Annotated in this window: 16 protein-coding genes and 1 pseudogene; 14 read left to right on the top strand and 3 right to left on the bottom strand. The window is 70.0% G+C overall.

Annotated elements, in window-relative coordinates; genetic code table 11:
- Positions 1 to 115: 115 nt before the first annotated feature.
- On the bottom strand, positions 116 to 1,615 hold the full coding sequence (dacB, locus tag FCI23_RS48380; RefSeq protein ID WP_322974026.1) for a D-alanyl-D-alanine carboxypeptidase/D-alanyl-D-alanine endopeptidase: 1,500 nt from the start codon (positions 1,613 to 1,615) through the stop codon (positions 116 to 118).
- 87 nt (positions 1,616 to 1,702) lie between these two features.
- On the opposite strand from dacB, the gene FCI23_RS48375 reads away from it, so the two are divergent.
- The 7 genes and pseudogenes from FCI23_RS48375 (at position 1,703) to folE (ending at position 9,155) form a co-directional block, all read left to right on the top strand.
- Positions 1,703 to 2,197: an inorganic diphosphatase gene (locus tag FCI23_RS48375; RefSeq protein WP_136730374.1), complete on the top strand. Its 495-nt coding sequence runs from the start codon at positions 1,703 to 1,705 to the stop codon at positions 2,195 to 2,197.
- Positions 2,198 to 2,636: 439 nt separating this feature from the next.
- A pseudogene (locus FCI23_RS48370) lies at positions 2,637 to 3,018 on the top strand (FCD domain-containing protein); the annotation flags it as partial.
- 210 nt (positions 3,019 to 3,228) lie between these two features.
- Positions 3,229 to 4,410, top strand: coding sequence for a zinc-dependent metalloprotease (locus tag FCI23_RS48365; RefSeq protein WP_136730373.1), 1,182 nt, complete (start codon positions 3,229 to 3,231; stop codon positions 4,408 to 4,410).
- 154 nt (positions 4,411 to 4,564) lie between these two features.
- A complete protein-coding gene (tilS, locus tag FCI23_RS48360) occupies positions 4,565 to 5,581 on the top strand; it encodes a tRNA lysidine(34) synthetase TilS (RefSeq protein ID WP_136730372.1) in 1,017 nt (338 codons plus the stop codon).
- A gap of 36 nt (positions 5,582 to 5,617) precedes the next feature.
- On the top strand, positions 5,618 to 6,157 hold the full coding sequence (hpt, locus tag FCI23_RS48355; RefSeq protein WP_136730377.1) for a hypoxanthine phosphoribosyltransferase: 540 nt from the start codon (positions 5,618 to 5,620) through the stop codon (positions 6,155 to 6,157).
- A gap of 227 nt (positions 6,158 to 6,384) precedes the next feature.
- Positions 6,385 to 8,442, top strand: a complete 2,058-nt coding sequence (gene ftsH / locus FCI23_RS48350) for an ATP-dependent zinc metalloprotease FtsH (protein WP_136730371.1) — start codon at positions 6,385 to 6,387, stop codon at positions 8,440 to 8,442.
- A 107-nt stretch (positions 8,443 to 8,549) separates the two neighbouring features.
- The gene (folE, locus tag FCI23_RS48345) at positions 8,550 to 9,155 is read left to right on the top strand and encodes a GTP cyclohydrolase I FolE (protein WP_136730370.1); all 606 of its coding nucleotides are present in this window, start codon (positions 8,550 to 8,552) and stop codon (positions 9,153 to 9,155) included.
- A gap of 53 nt (positions 9,156 to 9,208) precedes the next feature.
- On the opposite strand, the gene FCI23_RS48340 is transcribed toward folE, so the two are convergent.
- Positions 9,209 to 10,930 (bottom strand): phosphatidylglycerol lysyltransferase domain-containing protein, encoded by a 1,722-nt coding sequence (locus FCI23_RS48340; RefSeq protein ID WP_246144765.1) that lies wholly within the window; start codon positions 10,928 to 10,930, stop codon positions 9,209 to 9,211.
- 317 nt (positions 10,931 to 11,247) lie between these two features.
- Between FCI23_RS48340 and FCI23_RS48335 the strand changes: the two genes are divergently transcribed.
- The 7 genes from FCI23_RS48335 to FCI23_RS48305 all read left to right on the top strand — a co-directional run bounded on the left by FCI23_RS48335 (position 11,248) and on the right by FCI23_RS48305 (position 16,764).
- A complete protein-coding gene (locus FCI23_RS48335) occupies positions 11,248 to 12,366 on the top strand; it encodes an alpha/beta hydrolase (RefSeq protein ID WP_136730369.1) in 1,119 nt (372 codons plus the stop codon).
- Positions 12,367 to 12,409: 43 nt separating this feature from the next.
- Positions 12,410 to 13,273, top strand: a complete 864-nt coding sequence (folP, locus tag FCI23_RS48330) for a dihydropteroate synthase (protein WP_211265806.1) — start codon at positions 12,410 to 12,412, stop codon at positions 13,271 to 13,273.
- Positions 13,270 to 13,743, top strand: coding sequence for a nuclear transport factor 2 family protein (locus tag FCI23_RS48325; RefSeq protein WP_136730368.1), 474 nt, complete (start codon positions 13,270 to 13,272; stop codon positions 13,741 to 13,743). Before folP ends, FCI23_RS48325 begins: the two co-directional genes overlap by 4 nt.
- 293 nt (positions 13,744 to 14,036) lie before the next feature.
- On the top strand, positions 14,037 to 14,396 hold the full coding sequence (folB, locus tag FCI23_RS48320; protein WP_136730367.1) for a dihydroneopterin aldolase: 360 nt from the start codon (positions 14,037 to 14,039) through the stop codon (positions 14,394 to 14,396).
- Positions 14,393 to 14,989: a 2-amino-4-hydroxy-6-hydroxymethyldihydropteridine diphosphokinase gene (folK, locus tag FCI23_RS48315; RefSeq protein WP_136730366.1), complete on the top strand. Its 597-nt coding sequence runs from the start codon at positions 14,393 to 14,395 to the stop codon at positions 14,987 to 14,989. Before folB ends, folK begins: the two co-directional genes overlap by 4 nt.
- Before the next feature lie 88 nt (positions 14,990 to 15,077).
- A complete protein-coding gene (locus FCI23_RS48310; protein ID WP_136730365.1) occupies positions 15,078 to 15,581 on the top strand; it encodes a DUF3180 domain-containing protein in 504 nt (167 codons plus the stop codon).
- 199 nt (positions 15,582 to 15,780) lie between these two features.
- Complete coding sequence (locus tag FCI23_RS48305) at positions 15,781 to 16,764, top strand: hypothetical protein (RefSeq protein WP_136730364.1); 984 nt, start codon at positions 15,781 to 15,783, stop codon at positions 16,762 to 16,764.
- A 16-nt stretch (positions 16,765 to 16,780) separates the two neighbouring features.
- Here FCI23_RS48305 and FCI23_RS48300 read toward each other — a convergent pair whose 3' ends face one another.
- A complete protein-coding gene (locus FCI23_RS48300) occupies positions 16,781 to 17,923 on the bottom strand; it encodes an NADH-quinone oxidoreductase subunit D (RefSeq protein ID WP_136730363.1) in 1,143 nt (380 codons plus the stop codon).
- Positions 17,924 to 18,565: the final 642 nt, after the last annotated feature.

The following is an 18,565-nucleotide window of genomic DNA, read 5'->3' as shown; positions in this document are numbered from 1 at the left end:
CCCCCATCGCGTCGCCTCCTCCCCCAGCTACCGCTGGGAGGTGCCCCCACCTCCGCCTTGCGATCACAGGCGCCAGACCCCGCTCCTTCTCCCACGGAGATCGGCCGGACAGGCCCTAGCCGCAGCCGCAGGCGGCCACCGTGGCGGCGAGGTGGTCGAGGGCGTCCTGCGCGGCGGCCGGGTCGGTCGTGCCCTTGGTGAGGAAGGCGAAGACCAGTAGCCGCCCGTCGGCGTCGACGACCGTGCCGGCGAGGGCGTTGACGCCGGTGAGGGTTCCGGTCTTGGCCCGGATGAGCCCGGCGCCCAGCCGCCCCGTAGCGCCGGAGGCGAACGTGAAGCGGGTGCTGAGGGAACCGGTGAAGCCGCCGATGGGCAGCCCGGTGAGGATGGAGCGAAGGTCGGGGTGGGCGGGGGAGGCGGCGAGTACGAGAAGGCCCGCGAGCTGGGAGGCCGAAAGCGCGTCCTGCTGGCTGAGGCCGCTGCCGTCGGTGAAGCGGGCGCCGCTGAGGGGCACGCCGAGGGCGCCCAGCGCGGAGCGCACCGCGGCCGCGCCACCCGCGAAGCTCGCCGGGCGGCCGGCAGCGATCGCGGCCTGCCGGGCAAGGGCCTCGGCGATGTCGTTGTCGCTGTTGGTGAGCATCCGCTCGACCAGCGCGGACAGCGGTACGGAGCGGACCTCGGCGAGGTGTGACGCGGGGGTCGCGCCGGCCGGGGCCCGGCCGGAGACGGGGTCACCGGTGACGTCGATGCCCCGGTCGCGCAGCAGATCCGCGAAGGTGCCGGCGGCGGCCCCCGCCGGGTCCTGGACACGGGCGGCCGGGCCCTTGTAGCTGGTGTCGTCGAGCCGGCCCTCGTCGGTCATGAGGGCGGTAACCGGCGCGAGATTGTCGTTGCGCCCTATCGGGTGAAGCGCGGTGCCGGAGTAGAGCGATGTGTCGTAGGCGAGCGCGACCTTTGTCGTACCGGCCTTCTTCAGGGCGCGCGCCGTGTCGTCGGCGAGGGTGCGCAGCGACGCCGCGTCGTAGCCGCCGCCGGCCGCCTTGCGGGCGGTGAGGGTGGGGTCGCCGCCGCCGACGAGGACGATGCGGTGGTCGCCGTCGGCTTCGACGGCGGTCGTAAAGCGGTGGTCGGGCCCGAGCAGCGACAGCGCCGCGACCGCGGTGGCGATCTTGGTGGTGGAGGCCGGGACGGCCGCGTCACCGGCCCGGGACCCGTAGAGCGCCTTCCCGGTGCTGGCGTCGATGACGGCGGCGGTACGGAGCCGGCCGAGCCCCGTGGATGCCTTGAGCAGGGGCCCCAGGGCCTTGGTGAGGCCCTGCGTGGTGGGCAGCGGGGTACCGGCGGCCGTGGCGGCGCCGGGAGGGCTCGTGTCGAGCCCTACGAGGACGTCTTCCACGCTGGGCGACGGCACGGGCGCCGAGGCGCCCCGCCGCCCGCTGCCCCGCGCCTTCCCGGCCCCAGCCGCGAGCCGGGCGTCCCGGGAGGCGGCGGTAACCCGTTCGGCCGTACGCTGACCTGACTCCCACGGTCCCGCGACGGCCACCGCAGTCAGGGACATCACCAGGCCCACTACGGCGGCACCAGCGACGACCTGCCATGTTCGGGAGATGGGCACCCCGGACCAGCCCCTTTCGCGACCACACACTTGCGTGGGAGACACTTAATCACCAGAAGTATGTGCTGATCATGGAGGAGTGGAGTCTTGGAGTTCGACGTCACGATCGAGATCCCGAAGGGTTCCCGGAACAAGTACGAGGTGGACCACGAGACCGGTCGTATCCGCCTGGACCGCCGGCTCTTCACCTCGACCAGCTACCCGGCCGATTACGGCTTCGTCGAGAACACCCTTGGCGAGGACGGCGACCCGCTGGACGCGCTGGTCATCCTCGATGAGCCGACCTTCCCCGGCTGCCTCATCAAGTGCCGCGCCGTCGGCATGTTCCGTATGACGGACGAGGCCGGAGGCGACGACAAGTTGCTGTGCGTGCCCGCGTCCGACCCCCGGGTCGAGCACCTGCGCGACATCCACCACGTGTCGGAGTTCGACCGCCTGGAGATCCAGCACTTCTTCGAGGTCTACAAGGACCTGGAGCCGGGCAAGTCGGTCGAGGGCGCGAACTGGGTCGGCCGGGTCGAGGCGGAGGCAGAGATCGACGCCTCCTACAAGCGGCTGCGGGAGTCCGGCCAGTCGCACTGAGCTGTTGGCCCGACTGCTTGACGAGGCGGTGCACCCCTGGATCCTGGCTCAGGGGTGCACCGCCTCGCTTCTTTTTGCCCAACTTGAATGTGCGCCCCCCTGCTGATTGCCGGTCAGTCCACTTCGGGGCCAGGGCCAAGGGCGAATGGGCGATGACGTAGCGATCCGCACACGTTCAGTGAGGGAAATCGGAAAAATCCACCCCTGAGGGGCGTCGGGCGCCACCGCCCCCGCACCACCGGAGTGATGGTGCGGGGCATCGGAGCGCCCAGGCCAAGCCGGATGTCCTCGGGCGCGAGGAAACCCGCCCACCTCGGACCGGACCACCCGCACGACGGGTGCCGCCACCAGGTACGCGAACGCGGGCAACCAGCGCACCCAACACCGTTCGGGATGCGCACCGAGCCAGGACTCACTCCTGCTCAGTGCTGAGGAACGGTTCCGGGTGACGGCGGTCTCCGAGCGGCAGCTGGACGAGTACACGCAGATCCGCTCGCTGATCGAGATTCCGACGCTTGTCTCGATCGCCGCCACCGCCGACCCGGCGGCGCTGGAGGCGTTGCGGCCCAGTGCCGAGGAGATCGTGTCGGCGGCCGCAGCGGGCGACCTGGTCGGGTATGTCGGGGCCGACCGCCGGTAAGCGCTCGCGGCTCTACGGTCTGACGGCTCTGGCGGAGCACGGTCTGCTGCGGGCGTCGGCGGAGGAGCACCTGGAGCTGCTGGACGCTGTGCCGGCCGGCGATACGGAGGCGGTGCGGGCTGTCATGACCCGCCACCTCGGGCACGTACGGGGACTGTGGGCGAAGAGGCCGCGCGAATAGGTGGGGCGGCGTCGCGGGGCGAGCTGTGACATCAGCCGACTCCGTAGGCGGGGGCGCCTGGAAGTGTTGTCGTCGGTGTCGGTCGACGACTCTCCCCCGGACTCCGTCCGGGCGGTGCCCCCAGGAGGTGCCCCCACCTTCCTCCACCCCACCTATTCGCGCGGCCTCCAAGGGAACCCAAACGTGGCGCGGGCAACGTACGGTGAAGGAATGACGAGCATCGGTGGTGCGGAGATGGTCGACTGGAATCTCGCGGTGGCGACCGCGACCCGATTGGTACGGCCGGGCCCGGAGGTCAGCCGGGACGAGGCGCGGGCGATCGTGGCCGAGCTGCGACGGCACGCGAAGTCGTCCGAGGAACATGTGCGTGCGTTCACGAAGATGTTCGGGGACGAGGACGGTCCGGCCGGGCAGGACCATGGCACGCCGGTGCTGATCGTGGACCGGCCCGGCTGGATCAAGGCGAATGTGGCGGGCTTCCGCGAGGTGCTGAAGCCGCTGATGGACAAGATGCAGAGCCGGCGGCCCGGAGGCCCCGGCGGTGCGCTGCTGGGGACGGTCGGCGGGAAGGTGACCGGCGTCGAGGTGGGGATGCTGCTGTCGTTCCTGTCCTCACGGGTGCTGGGCCAGTACGAGACTTTCGCGCCCCCGACGCGTGAGCTGCCGGCCGGACCGGCGGCGCCCGCGCCGGGCGAGCCGAGGGCCGGCAGGCTGCTGCTGGTGGCGCCGAACATCGTCCATGTGGAACGCGAACTCGATGTGGACCCGCACGACTTCAGGCTGTGGGTGTGCCTGCACGAGGAGACGCACCGCACGCAGTTCACGGCGGTGCCGTGGCTGCGCGACCACATCGAGTCGGAGATCCAGGCGTTCCTCAGCGAGACGGACATCGACCCCTCGACCCTGGTGGAGCGGCTCCGCGAGGCCGTGCAGTCCTTCGTCGGCAACGGGAGCGCGGAGAAGGACGAGGCGGCGGTGGACGCCGAGGAGGAAGGCCGCAGCATCATGGACCTGGTGCAGACCCCGACGCAGCGGGAGATCCTCGGCCGGCTGACGGCCGTGATGTCACTGCTCGAAGGCCACGCCGATTATGTGATGGACGGCGTCGGCCCGGCGGTGGTGCCGTCCGTGGCCGAGATCCGGGAGAAGTTCCAGCAGCGCCGCCAGAGCGGGGCCGGGCGGCTGGACATGGCACTGCGCAAGGTGCTGGGGCTGGACGCGAAGCTCCGTCAGTACCGCGACGGGGAGCGGTTCGTACGGACGGCGGTGGCCGAAACCGGGATGGCCGGATTCAACCGGGTCTGGACGTCGCCGAACACGCTCCCCACCAAGTCGGAGATCGCCAAACCGGCGGATTGGGTGGCGCGGGTGCATCGCCGTAGCGAAAGCTGATGAATTGATGGCCGGCGGCCAACGGGTTCACCCATCCGAGGGACCTCGGTGGCTGGGTGGGCGTGCGATGCTCGGGTATGGGCTTGCTTCTGTCACCATCTAGCTACCCTGCGTCATCACCCCCACCCCCAGCCTCCCTAGGAGGAAACCGGACATGGGTCCCCATCCCGCGGTCGCAGCGATACGCCTGGCGGTCCGCCGCGTGCTCCACCACGTCCTCGACGAAGTAGCCCTCTCCCCGGACGGCCTCTCCGGGAGTCCCGGACGCGCCCCGCTCGTGCTCGCCGCGTGCAGCGGCGGCGCCGACTCGATGGCCCTTGCCACCGCGCTCGCCTTTGAAGCCCGTAAATTCAACATCCGTGCCGGAGCCGTCACCGTCGACCACGGCCTGCAGGCGGGCTCCACGGCCCGTGCCCTGGAGGTCGCCGCGCGGCTGCGCGAACTGGGCCTGAGCCCGGTGGACGCCGTCGGCGTCACCGTGGACGGCCGGGGCGGCCCGGAGGCCGCCGCCCGGGACGCCCGCTACGCCGCGCTGGACGCCGCGGCGCAGACGCACGGCGCGACTGCCGTGCTGCTCGGCCACACCCGCGACGACCAGGCCGAAACCGTCCTGCTCGGGCTGGCCCGCGGTTCCGGCACCCGCTCGCTGTCCGGTATGGCCGCGGTGAACGGCCGCTACCGCCGTCCCTTCCTCCTCCTGGACCGCGACACGGTCCGCACGGCGTGCCTCGCCCAGGGCATCGACGTATGGGAGGACCCCCACAACGCAGATTCGGCCTACACCCGCTCCCGGGTCCGCCACGAAGCCCTGCCCGTCCTGGAGAAGTCCCTCGGCAAGGGCATCGTCGAAGCCCTCGCCCGCACCGCCCAGCTCTCCCGCGACGACGCCGACGCCCTGGACCAGTGGGCCGCCACCGCCGAGCGGGACGTCGTGGACGGCGAGGGTGGCCTCGACACCCACCGGCTCTACGCGCTGCCCGCCGCCGTACGCCGCAGGGTGCTGCGCCGCGCGGCCATCGGCGCCGGGGCCCCGGCGGGCTCGCTCTTCGCCCGTCATATCGAGGAAGCCGACCGGTTGGTCACCGACTGGCGCGGGCAGAAGCCGCTCAACCTGCCGGGCGGGGTCACCGCCGGACGGCGGGGTGGCAGACTGTTCTTCCAGGCCTTGTAGACCTTCCGGAAAGTAGTGCGGGTGAACGAGAACGACATGGGCACCGACCTCGAGAAGGTGCTCATCACCAAGGAAGAGATCGATGCCAAGCTCGTGCAGCTGGCGGCAAAGATCGACAAGGACTACGAAGGGAAGGACCTCCTGATCGTCGGCGTGCTCAAGGGCGCGGTGATGGTCATGGCGGACCTGGCACGGGCCCTGTCCAGCAACGTGACGATGGACTGGATGGCGGTGTCCTCCTACGGCGCCGGCACCAAGTCCTCGGGCGTGGTGCGGATCCTCAAGGACCTGGACACCGACATCGCCGGCCGTGACGTTCTGATCGTCGAGGACATCATCGACTCCGGCCTCACCCTCTCCTGGCTGATCAGCAACCTCGGCTCGCGGCGCCCGGCCTCGCTGGAGGTCTGTACGTTGCTGCGCAAGCCGGAGGCGGCCAAGGTCGAGATCGATGTGAAATACACTGGCTTCGACATTCCGAATGAGTTCGTTGTCGGTTATGGTCTGGATTTTTCGGAGAAGTACCGCAATCTCCCATTTGTCGGCACTCTGGCCCCGCACGTCTACGGCGGCTGACGCCCCGCCGGGCAGGGTCGGCAGGGTGCCGGGGGAGTGCGGGAACCTACATCCGTTTCCCGCCGTTGGAGCATGGGAACGCAGGATTGTTAACGGTCTCCGGCATTCTCGGGTGACAATGCTGGGGTACCGTCCGAAGGTCGGGTCATACACCGGATGCACAGGCGGCCAACCGGTCGCCGTGCCTCACTGTGGCAGGAGGGACGGGGCTTAGCCGCCCCGCATGGATGGACGTCAAGCGCTATTTCCGTGGGCCAGTGATGTGGATCGTGCTGGCTGTCCTCGCCGTGGTCGTATTGATGCAGGTCGTCGGCTCGTCCGGCGGGTACAAGACGGTGGACACCGGCCAGGCCATCGCGGCCATCAACAGCAACCAGGCGAAGTCGGCCAAGCTCACCACTGGCGATGAGAACACCATCGAGGTCGAGCTCAAGAACGGTGCCAAGGTCGGAGGCAAGGACCTCGGCACCAAGATCAAAGCCAGCTACATCGGCAACCAGGGCGTGGAAATCGCCCGTATCCTCCAGACCAAGGTCGACGACGGAAGCAGCGCCACGCTGCCCGACGGCTACACCGTCGCGCCGTCCAAGCAGAACGCCTTCGTGGGCATCCTGCTCTCGCTGCTCCCGTTCGTCCTCATCGTTGTGGTCTTCCTGTTCCTGATGAATCAGATGCAGGGCGGCGGCTCCCGGGTGATGAACTTCGGGAAGTCCAAGGCCAAGCTCATCACCAAGGACACCCCGAAGACCACCTTCGCCGATGTGGCGGGTTGCGACGAGGCGGTGGAAGAGCTTCAGGAGATCAAGGAGTTCCTCCAGGAGCCGGCGAAGTTCCAGGCCGTCGGTGCCAAGATCCCCAAGGGCGTCCTGCTCTACGGCCGCCCTGGCACCGGCAAGACCCTGCTCGCACGTGCCGTCGCGGGCGAGGCCGGCGTGCCGTTCTACTCGATCTCCGGTTCCGACTTCGTCGAGATGTTCGTCGGTGTCGGCGCATCGCGAGTCCGTGACCTGTTCGAGCAGGCCAAGGCGAACGCCCCGGCGATCGTCTTCGTCGACGAGATCGACGCCGTCGGCCGGCACCGCGGCGCGGGCCTCGGCGGCGGCCACGACGAGCGTGAGCAGACTCTCAACCAGCTGCTCGTCGAGATGGACGGCTTCGATGTCAAGGGCGGCGTGATTTTGATCGCGGCCACCAACCGGCCCGACATCCTCGACCCGGCGCTGCTGCGGCCGGGCCGCTTCGACCGGCAGATCGCGGTCGACCCGCCGGACCTCGAGGGCCGCCTGCATATCCTCCAGGTCCACCAGAAGGGCAAGCCGGTCGCCCCGGACGTCGACCTCAGGGCCGTCGCCCGCCGCACCCCCGGCTTCACCGGTGCGGACCTCGCCAACGTACTGAACGAGGCGGCGCTGCTGACCGCCCGCAGCGACAAGAAGCTGCTGGACAACAGCACCCTGGACGAGGCGATCGACCGCGTCGTGGCCGGCCCGCAGAAGCGGACCCGGATCATGTCCGAGAAGGAAAAGAAGATCACCGCGTACCACGAGGGCGGACACGCCCTGGTCGCGGCGGCCTCCCCGAACAGTGACCCGGTGCACAAGGTCACGATCCTCTCGCGCGGCCGTGCCCTCGGCTACACCATGGTCCTGCCGGACGAGGACAAGTACTCCACCACTCGCAACGAGATGCTCGACCAGCTCGCCTACATGATGGGCGGCCGGGCAGCGGAGGAGCTCGTCTTCCACGACCCGACCACGGGCGCCGCGAATGACATCGAGAAGGCGACCGCCACCGCGCGGGCCATGGTCACCCAGTTCGGGATGACCGAGCGGCTCGGCGCGATCAAGTTCGGCTCCAGCGACTCGGAGCCGTTCCTGGGCCGTGAGATGGGTCACCAGCGCGACTACTCGGAAGAGGTCGCCGGGCTGGTCGACGAAGAGGTCAAGAAGCTCATCGAGACCGCGCACAATGAGGCGTGGGAGATCCTGGTCGAGAACCGCGACATTCTCGACAACCTTGTTCTGTCCCTCCTGGAGAAGGAGACCTTGAACAAGGAGCAGATCGCCGAGGTCTTCAAGCACATCGTCAAGCGCCCGCCCCGGCCCGCCTGGACCGGCTCCTCGCGCCGTACCCCGTCCACCCGGCCGCCGGTGCTCTCGCCGAAGGAGCTGGCGCTCACCAACGGCTCCCAGGCCTCGACCAACGGCAGCGTGTCCGGTGCCGTACCCCTCAGCAAGCCGGCCGAAGCGGTCGAGCACCCGGAGGAGCCCCACACGGAGGGCTGACCAGGTCGGATTGCCAGGCCGGAATGATTGCCGCGCCCCCCAGGTTCTAGCCTGGGGAGCGCGGCTTTCTGCTGCGACGGCGGCGGCGTACGAGGAACGAGGCACAGATGACCGACCCGGTGACGCTCGACGGCAGAGGCCCCGTGGGCGAGTTCGACGAGAAGCGCGCCGAGGACGCCGTCCGGGAACTCCTTATCGCGGTCGGCGAGGACCCGGACCGCGAGGGGCTGCGGGACACGCCGGCCCGGGTGGCCCGCGCCTACAAGGAGATCCTCGCGGGCCTCTGGCAGGAGCCGGAGGATGTGCTGACGACCACATTCGACCTCGGCCACGACGAAATGGTGCTGGTCAAGGACATCGAGATCGTTTCTTTGTGCGAGCACCATCTGCTGCCGTTTCACGGGGTGGCGCATGTCGGCTACATCCCGTCCGACAACGGGAAGATCACCGGACTGTCGAAGCTCGCCCGGCTCGTCGATGTCTACGCCCGCCGCCCGCAGGTGCAGGAACGGCTCACCACGCAGATCGCCGATTCGCTGGTGCGGATCCTTGAGGCGCGCGGCGCGATCATCGTCATCGAGGCCGAGCACATGTGCATGTCCGTGCGCGGCATAAGGAAGCCGGGCGCGAAGACCATCACCTCCGCCGTGCGCGGCCAGCTGCGCGATCCCGCCACCCGTGCCGAGGCCATGAGCCTGATCATGGCTCGATGACCTGACACGGCCTGTGTCACGGCCCGCCCGGCACACCGGCCGGACGGGTCCCGCTACGCGGCGTCGACGGTGTGGTCGTCAGCGGCCTTGGGCGGCCGCCGGCCGGGGGAGCTGCCGCGCAGCAAGCGCGGGGTTGGCGGCAGGAGCCGCTGGACCCAGGCGGGGAGGGCGAGGGTGACAAAGCCCTCGGCCTGCATGGCGGCGAACCCGATCCGGGGCAGGTCCTTGGAGCTGCGGAAGATCAGGAAGCGCGGCACCCATTCCGGCTGGAACTTCTCGTTGAACTTGTACAGCGACTCGATCTGGAACCACCGGGACAGGAAGACCAGCAGCCCCCGCCACCCCCGCAGCACAGGCCCCGCGCCGAGCCGCTCGCCCCTGGCCAGCGCGGACCGGAACATCGCGAAGTTCAGAGATACGCGCCTGACGCCGAGGCCGGGGGCCTGCTGCAGGGCGGCGACGATGAGCAGCTCGTTCAGCCCGGGATCGGCGCTGCGGTCGCGCCGCATGAGCTCCAGGGACATGCCGTCGGCGCCCCACGGCACGAAGTGGAGCACCGCCCGCACCTCGCCGGCCGTGTCGTGTGCGGTGACGACCACGCAGTCGTCGTCCGCCGGGTCCCCGAAGCGGCCCAGCGCCATGGAGAAGCCGCGTTCGGTGTCGGTGCCGCGCCAGGCGTCGGCCGCCTCGCGGATGACGGCGCGTTCGTCCTCGCAGAGCTCGGCGACCCGCCGCACACGGCATTCGTAGCCGGCTCGTTCGATCCGTTTGACCATCTGCCGTACGTTCCGCATGGCGCGCCCGGTGAGGGTGAAGGACGCCGTGTCGACGATCGCCTCGTCGCCCAGCTCAAGGGCGTCCAGGCCGGTCTCGCGGGTCCAGACCTCGCCGCCGGTCTCGCTGCAGCCCATGACGGCGGGGATCCAGGCGTGGGCCCGGGCCTCCTCCATGAAGCGCTCGATGGCGCCCGGCCAGGCCTCGACATCGCCGATCGGGTCGCCGCTGGCGAGCATGACGCTGCAGACCACGCGGTAGCAGACGGCGGCCTTGCCGCTGGGCGAGAAGACGACGCTCTTGTCGCGGCGGAGCGCGAAGTGCCCGAGGGAGTCGCGGGCACCGTGCCGTTCGAGGAGTCCGCGCAGGCGGTCCTCGTCGGTGGGGGTGAGATGCGCGAGCGGGTGGGCGGGGCGAAGGGCGAGGTAGATGGTGGTGAAGGCGGTGAGGAAGCCCAGGCCGCCGAGGGAGTAGGCCACCACGTCGTTGGCCTGGTCGGTGGCGTAGTGCACGGGGCCGGTGAAGCCGAAGAGCCCGTAGATCACATGCTCGAAGCGAAGCGCCCAGTTCGGGTCGCCCATCACCGTCTCGGGGTGGGCGCTGACGATGACCAGCCCGAGGACGACGCTCAGCGCCGACAGCCAGATGAACGCCGCGACCGCCCGCCAGCGCGAGCGCGGGTCACCGAGGGCCGAGAACTGGCCGCGGTGCACGATCAGCAGCGCCAGCAGCGCCGTGGACACCGCGGCGCCGAAGAACGAGTGCCGGTGAAGCACCTGGATCGCCGCGCCGACCGGCAGCAGTACGACAGCGGCCCGCCAGGCGCGCCGCTTGCCGCGTTTGAGCGCGTGCGCGAGCGCCAGCATCAGGATGCCGGTGACGATCGACGCGGCCGCGGCCAGCGAGGTGACCGTGCCGGGGAAGACCCCGGCGAGTACGTGCATCCGGCTGTGCCGGAAGCGGGGGAACACCCCGGCGCTGACATCCAGCAGGCCGACCATGGCACACGCGGTGCCGACGACCGCCGGGACGGCGGAGGGACGCAGGACGCGCGGCAACCGCAGCCGTCCTACAGCAGCCCGATCAGAGGACACCGGCGCCTCCCCACGGAACCCGAAGGCCAGGATCTCCCTCTAGCAACACAGACATTGGTCACCAAGCTCCAACAATGCGGATCTTTTACCGCAAGTACCACTCGTAGCGAATAATTTGCATCCTGTGAGATGCGAAGATCGGCCCATGGGTTCCGTTGCCGGGCGGCGGAGGAACCCGACCGGGCCACCGACCGGGCCACCGACCGGAAAGCAAGCGACACTGTATGGAACTCACGAGCAAAAAGGTCCTGCTGCTGGCCGCGATCGCAGCAGTTCTGATCTTCGCCGCAACCGTATGGCTGTGGCCACGGCTGGCACGCAACAACGCGCCCGCCGTGCTCGGGCGTGTCGGCACGCTGCTGGCCACCCAGCTGGTGATGATCTGTGCGCTGCTGCTCGCGGTGAACGACTCCTTCGGTTTCTACGCGTCGTGGGCCGACCTGTTCGGCACCGTACAGGGGCAGGGCGTCGTGGTCATGCAGGGCAACCCATCCGGCGGCCAGCAGCTTCAAGTGCTGGGCCGCGAGAGCGTCAACGTGTCCGGGGGATCGGTACCCACTATCGGGGGCCGTATAGAGAAGATCCAGATCACGGGTAGGCACTCACATATCACAAGCCCGGCGTACATGTATCTGCCACCCGAGTACTTCAAGCGGCAGTACTCCAAACGGGCGTTTCCCACCGCCGTGGTCCTCACCGGCTACCCGGGCACCAGCGAGCATCTCATCACCGGTCTGAAGTACCCGGTCGTCGCCCACCGCCTGGCCTCGTCCGGCGCGGCGCAGCCGACCATCCTCGTCATGCTGCGGCCCACCGTCGCCCCGCCGCGCGACACCGAGTGCGTGGACATCCCTGGCGGCCCGCAGACCGAGACCTTCTTCACCAAGGACCTGCCCGCCGCCATCGCCACCCACTACCGGGTCGGTCACCACGCCCGTAACTGGGGCATCATCGGTGACTCCACCGGCGGTTACTGCGCCCTGAAGCTCGCCATGCGCAACCCGCAGACCTTCGGCGCCGCGGCTTCCCTCTCCGGCTACTACAAGGCCCCGATCGACCCGACCACCGGCTCCCTCTTCGGTGGCAGCGCGCAGCTCGCCCGGGAGAACAACCTCATGTGGCGGCTGGCACATCTGCCCCACCCGCCGGTCTCCCTGCTGGTCACCAGCAGCAAGCACGGCGAGAGGAACTACAACTCCACCCTCGCCTTCATCAAGGCGGCAACACCACCCACCCAGACCGCGTCGATACTCCTCAGCACCGGTGGCCACAACTTCAACACCTGGGCCCGAGAGGTCCCGCCCGCACTCCAATGGCTCTGCTCCCGGCTCAGCGACCGCTGACGGCAGCGGTGGGGACACCCGCGGAGCGCCTACGCTGGAGGCTATGGGTACGTTGCGCGGCCGGTTGGCCGGTCTGCCGGGTTGGGACCGCTGCGCGGTCATGGGCGTGGTGAACGTGACGCCGGATTCGTTCTCGGACGGCGGAAGTTGGTTCGACCCCGAGGCGGCGGTGAAGCACGGCCTGGACCTGGTGGCCGCGGGCGCGGACCTGGTGGATGTGGGCGGTGAGTCGACCCGCCCCGGCGCCAGGCGGGTGGACGAGGCGGAGGAGCTGCGCCGGGTGATCCCGGTCGTACGGGAGCTGGCGGCGGCAGGCGTCGTGGTGAGCGTGGACACGATGCGGGCCGGTGTCGCGGAGCAGGCCGTCGGCGCTGGAGCCGTACTGGTCAATGATGTGAGCGGGGGCGGCGCCGACGCCGCGATGATCCCGGTCGTGGCCGCCGCGGGCGTGCCGTTCGTGGTCATGCACTGGCGCGGCCAGAGCATCGACATGAACAACCGGGCTGTATATGACGACGTCGTCGCCGAGGTCGTGGCCGAGCTGCGGCAGGCCCTGGACCGTGCCGTCGCCGGCGGCATCGCGCCCGAGCGCATCGTGCTCGACCCCGGCCTGGGCTTCGCCAAGAACGCCGCGCACGACCTCGCCCTCATCGCCCATCTCGCGGAGCTCCGCGCCCTGGGCCGCCCGCTGCTGGTGGCGGCCTCCCGGAAGCGTTTCCTGGGCCGGGTGCTGGCCGGGACGGCCGGTGACCCGCCGCCGGCCCGGGAGCGGGACGCCGCGACGGCCGCCGTATCGGCGATCGCGGCCCGCGAGGGCGCCTGGGCGGTGCGTGTACACGAGGTGGCGGCGAGCGCGGACGCGGTCCGGGTGGCCCGCGCCATCGAGGGCGCGGAGGCTGCGGCGTGAGCCCCCGCACGGCGGAGGCCGCTGCCGTCGAGCAGGCACACCAGGCGTTCTACGACGCTGTGGAGCGCTCGGACCTGGAGGCGCTGGAGGGGCTGGTGCTGACCGGCCCGCTGGCGGAGACGGTCAGCGTGGTGCACCCGGGGTGGCCGGTGCTGCGCGGGCGCCGCGAGGTGATGCGCTCATATGCGCTGATCATGGCGAACACGGAGTACATCCAGTTCTTCCTGACGGATGTCGAGGTCGCGGTGGACGGCGACACGGCGCTCGTGACGTGCACGGAGAACATTCTGACCGGCGGCCCGGCGGAGGAGGACGGCTCAGCGGGGTCGCTGGTGGGCGGGCTGGTGGTGGCGACAAATGTGTTCCGTCGCACATCTGGCGGCTGGCGGCTGTGGGTCCACCACGGCTCTCCGGTGATGGCGGAGGGCGTCGAAGAGGGCGACGACGGAGACGACGGGGAGTCAATCTGAAGGCAGCGGCCACCCGTTCGAGCCGCAGCGGCCCCTCGTTCGAGCCAAGAAGTACCCGAGGCACGAATAGCTTCGAGCCGACCGGGGTATGCGCGGGGCGCGGCTGCCCGGGGACCCCGTCCGCCAACACTGTCGGCGGTCGGAGGTAGATTCGTGTACGGGACGACGACCAGCACATTGCAGCACCTGCGATATGCGATACATGCGGCACCTGCCCTGACTGGATCATGCCCCGACGCCCGTCACATTCCGTCGATGTCCGCCGCACCAACCAGAACAGCAGGAGTGAAATCGTGGATCGTGTCGCGCTGCGCGGCCTGCGGGCCCGCGGCCACCACGGCGTATTCCAGCACGAGCGCGAGGAAGGCCAGACCTTCGTCGTGGACCTCGTGCTGAGCCTGGACACCGCTCGTGCCGCTGCCTCCGGCGACCTGACCCACACCGTGCACTATGGCGTGGTGGCCGAGGAGACCGTGGCCGTCGTGACGGGCGAGCCGGTCGACCTGATCGAGACCCTTGCCCAGCGCATCGCCGACCAGTGCCTGAAGCACGAGGTGGTACAGGAGGTCGAGGTCACCGTGCACAAGCCGGAGGCCCCGATCACCGTCCCCTTTGACGACGTGACCATCACCATCAACCGGAGGCGCCCGTGAGTTTCGAGGACCCGACTGTGCAGCCGGTGCCGGCCTCCGTCGTCGCACAGGTCGACGCGGCCGACACCACCCTTCAGAACCCGAAGCGAGCCGTGGTCTCGCTGGGCAGCAATCTCGGCAACCGCCTGGAGACCCTGCAAGGCGCGATCGACGCCCTGGAGGACACCCCCGGCGTGCGTGTGAAGTCCGTCTCGCCGGTCTACGAGACCGATCCGTGGGGCGTCGAGCCGGGCAGCCAGCCGAGCTACCTGAACGCGATCGTGCTGATCCGGACGACCCTCCCGCCCTCGTCGCTCCTGGAGCGCGCCAACGCCATCGAGGAGGCCTTCGCCCGCACCCGCACCGGGGAGCGATGGGGCTCGCGCACCCTCGACGTCGACATCGTCGCGTATCAGGACGTCGTCTCCGACGACCCGGTGCTCACTCTGCCGCACCCCCGCGCCCACCAGCGTGCGTTTGTCCTCGCCCCGTGGTGCGACATCGACCCGGCCGCGGTCCTGTTCGGCCATGGCTCCGTCGCGGAACTGCTGGCCGGGGTCGGCCGTGAGGGCGTCCAAGCACGCCCGGACGTGGAACTCCGGCTGCCTGAGTAATCGTTAGGCGTAATCTCAGGCCAGTTGCGCTTTGCGCCCGTCGCGCAGGCTCATTATGGACACGTCACCCACTGCCAGGAGTACGCGAGTGAAGGTGCTGCGCATCAGGACGCTCATTGGGCTGTTCGTCGTTGCGGGCGTGATCTCGTGGGCCGGTGCCAAGCTCTGGGACTCCGTCGGCCATCTCCCGGGTGTCCCGGTGGCCGCCTCCGTCGTCCTCGCGCTCATCGCCGCCGCCCTAGCCGCCACCGCCATCGCCCTGCGTTCCCGGCTCCGCGCCCAGCGCGAGCGCCGGCCCGACGCCAAGGGCGTCGACCCGCTGGTCGCCGCCCGGGCGGTCGTCTTCGGCCAGGCCAGCGCGCTGGTCGCCTCGCTGGCCGCCGGGATGTACGGCGGCGCGGGAGTCTTCCTTGTCATGTACCAGCTCGACTTTCCGTTCCGCCGCCAGCAGGCGATCTACGCGGGCGCGGCAGTCGTGGCGGGCATCGCGGTGGTCGCCGCCGCACTATTCCTGGAGCGCGTCTGCAAGCTCCCCGAGGACGGCGACGACAATGGCGCCGGCACCGGAAACGGCGCGACCGGACGGGCCTGACCAAGATCAAGAATTGCCTGATCGGGCTCTGGCTGTGCTCTCACCGGGCTCTGGCTGAGGCTTGGTTGGGACCTGCCCCGGAATGGGCCGATGGCGTTGGGTAAAGAGCGGGAAACTTTCCGTGTCAGGTGAGGCGGATTCTCCAGGAAATCGGACCTCGGGGCCCCACGCCGCGCACAGGCACGCTAAGTTTCAAGCCATGCCCCGTGGACGCCACCGCAATTCCGAGCACCTGCACCGGCTGCTGCCCCCGCTGACCGTCGCCGGTTCCGCCGTCGTCTTCGCAGTCGGAGCCTGGGCCGTCAATGATCCCGTCGTCCTCCGGGTGATGGCCGCGGAGGCGGCCGCGGCTGCGGTCTTCGGCGGCTTCCTGCTCCGCCGCTGGGACCGCGCCGCCGGCAAGCGCGTCTCCGCGCTGGAGATGGCCCGGGTCCGCGACGAATGGCACACCGAGGAGCGCATCGCCGAGCTCGAGGTCGACCTCGACGACTCCCGCGACGTCCGTGGCCGCCTGGAGAACAAACTCCGCGCCAAACGCTCCGAACTCGCCCGCCTCCGCACCGAGCACGCCGACCTGCTCCGCCGCTACGCCACCGCCGAGAGCGAGCGCGCCCGCACCCTGGAGGACCGCCGGCAGCTCGTCATTGGCGCCGCCACTGGCCTCCGCCCCGCGCCGGTCAGCCCCTCCGCGTACCTCCAGGCCAACGAGGCGCTCCGCGACCTCGGTCGCAACGCCGCCCGCCAACAGGCGCTCCGCACCGTCGAGGAGGCCCGCCGCCGCGACGTCAAGGACAGCACCGACGAGCCCCAGGGCCGCCACGCCGCCGACGGCCCCGACAGCAGCCCGGCCGCCGCCGCGCCCGCCCTCCCCGTCCGCGAGCACCGACTCGTCCCGGCCGTGGCCGCCGCCGTACTCCCGTACGCCAAGCCGCACCGCTCGGCCAGCCGCGCCATCGGCGGCTTCGACTTCTTCGGGGCCCAGAAGGCCGCGGCGGACGAGTCCGACGCGGCTGCCGCGGCTGACGCGGACGCCGATGCCGACGCCGACGACCCGGAAGGGTCCGACCTTGCCGATGTGATCGGCGACGAGGCCGTCGCGGAGCAGAAGGTCATCGACCTCACCGAACACGATGAGACCGAACACCTCGAAGTCGTCGAGCTGCGCGTGCACTCGTCGTCGTAACGCCCGGTCGTAACGCCTATTTGTCGATATCGCCCACCACGAAGAACATCGAGCCCAGAATCGCCACCATGTCGGCCACCAGCGTCCCCGGCAGCAGTACCGTCAGGGCCTGAATGTTGTTGTACGAGGCCGAGCGCAGCTTCAGGCGGTACGGCGTCTTCTCGCCCTTCGACACCAAGTAGTAGCCGTTCAGCCCGAGCGGATTCTCCGTCCACGCGTATGTGTGCCCCTCCGGGGCCTTCAGCACCTTCGGCAGACGCTGATTGATCGGCCCCGGCGGGAGCTCCGCCAGCCGGTCCAGGCACGCGTCAGCCAGCTCCAGCGCGTTGTGCGTCTGTGCCAGCAGCACCTCGAAGCGGGCCAGGCAGTCGCCCTCCGCCCGGGTCACCACCTTCAGGGCGTCCTGAAGCTCCGCGTACGCCAGATACGGCTCATCACGCCGCAGATCGAAGTCGACCCCGGAGGCCCGGGCGATCGGCCCGCTCACGCCGTACGCGTGCACGTTCTCCCGGGACAGCACGCCCACGCCGCGTGTGCGGCCCCGGAAGATCTCATTGCCCAGCACCAGCCTGTCGAAGACATCCATCCGCGAGCGGACCGCCGCGATCGCCTGCCGGGCCCTGCCGTACCAGCCGTTCGGCAGGTCCTCCTTCAGGCCGCCGACCCGGTTGAACATGTAGTGCATCCGGCCGCCCGACACCTCCTCCATCACCCGCTGGACCTCCTCGCGCTCAGTGAACGCGTAGAAGATCGGCGTGATCCCGCCCAGCTCCAGCGGGTACGACCCCAGGAACATCAGGTGGTTCAGCACCCGGTTCAGCTCCGCGAGCAGCGTGCGGGTCCATACGGCGCGCTCCGGGACCTCCATGCCGAGCATCCGCTCGACCGCCAGCACCACGCCCAACTCGTTCGAGAACGCCGACAGCCAGTCGTGGCGGTTCGCCAACATGATGATCTGGCGGTAGTCCCGCGCCTCGAACAGCTTCTCCGCGCCCCGGTGCATATACCCGACCACCGGCTCGACCTCGTTGATCCGCTCCCCGTCCAGGACGAGGCGCAGCCGCAGCACTCCGTGGGTCGAGGGGTGCTGGGGGCCGATGTTCAGCACCATGTCGGTACGTTCGGCTGCGCCGCCGATGCCGATTGTGGTCTCCGTCATGCGTCCATGGTCGCAGCTTTGCGCTGAGCCGGGGGCGCCCGGTGTGCCTCCCGCTTCGTCTGGCGGGTTGCCGCTGAGTCCTCTGACGCCGGACGGGCGCACCTCTTGTTTGCCGGCCTCGCACCGCTTCGCGGGCCGGTCCCGGCTGCGTCGCGTTGCGTTGCCCGGTGCCGGGGTTGCCGATCCGTCCTCAAACGCCGGACGGGCTGGGTTTTGGTGCCCTGCGCCGTGGGGCGGGTGCGCTTGTTCGGTGGTTGGGTCGGTGGCGCCTCCGGGGTGACTCGCTCCCCCAACCTTCGGCCGGGAGGTGCCCCCACCAGCTACCTCCCCCAGCCTTCGGCCGGGAGGTGCCCCCAGGAGGTGCCCCCACGACAGTGTCGCCAGCACCCCCTGCACCATGCGCCATCGCCACCGGCATACGGCGACACAGTCTGCGGGGACACCCCTGCACCGCCCCCTCCGGCCGTCACAGCGCCTTGCGGTGGGTTGTGTCCCGCGGTCACCCCGGGGGGTTGCCCGGCGCGCGGTGCCTTTGGTTTTACGGTCTCCGCCGCGAGCGGCCGTCACGCGCCCATGCGGCTGGGAGGGGACGCGCCGGGGTGTCCCCGCAGGGGACGAGCGCGTGCACCCCGGGCAAGCATG

It is taken from the genome of Actinacidiphila oryziradicis, from assembly GCF_005047355.1.
Classification (GTDB): Bacteria; Actinomycetota; Actinomycetes; order Streptomycetales; family Streptomycetaceae; genus Actinacidiphila; species Actinacidiphila oryziradicis.
Note: the sequence above shows the minus strand (reverse complement) of the source record. Positions and strands in the feature narration are given on the sequence as shown.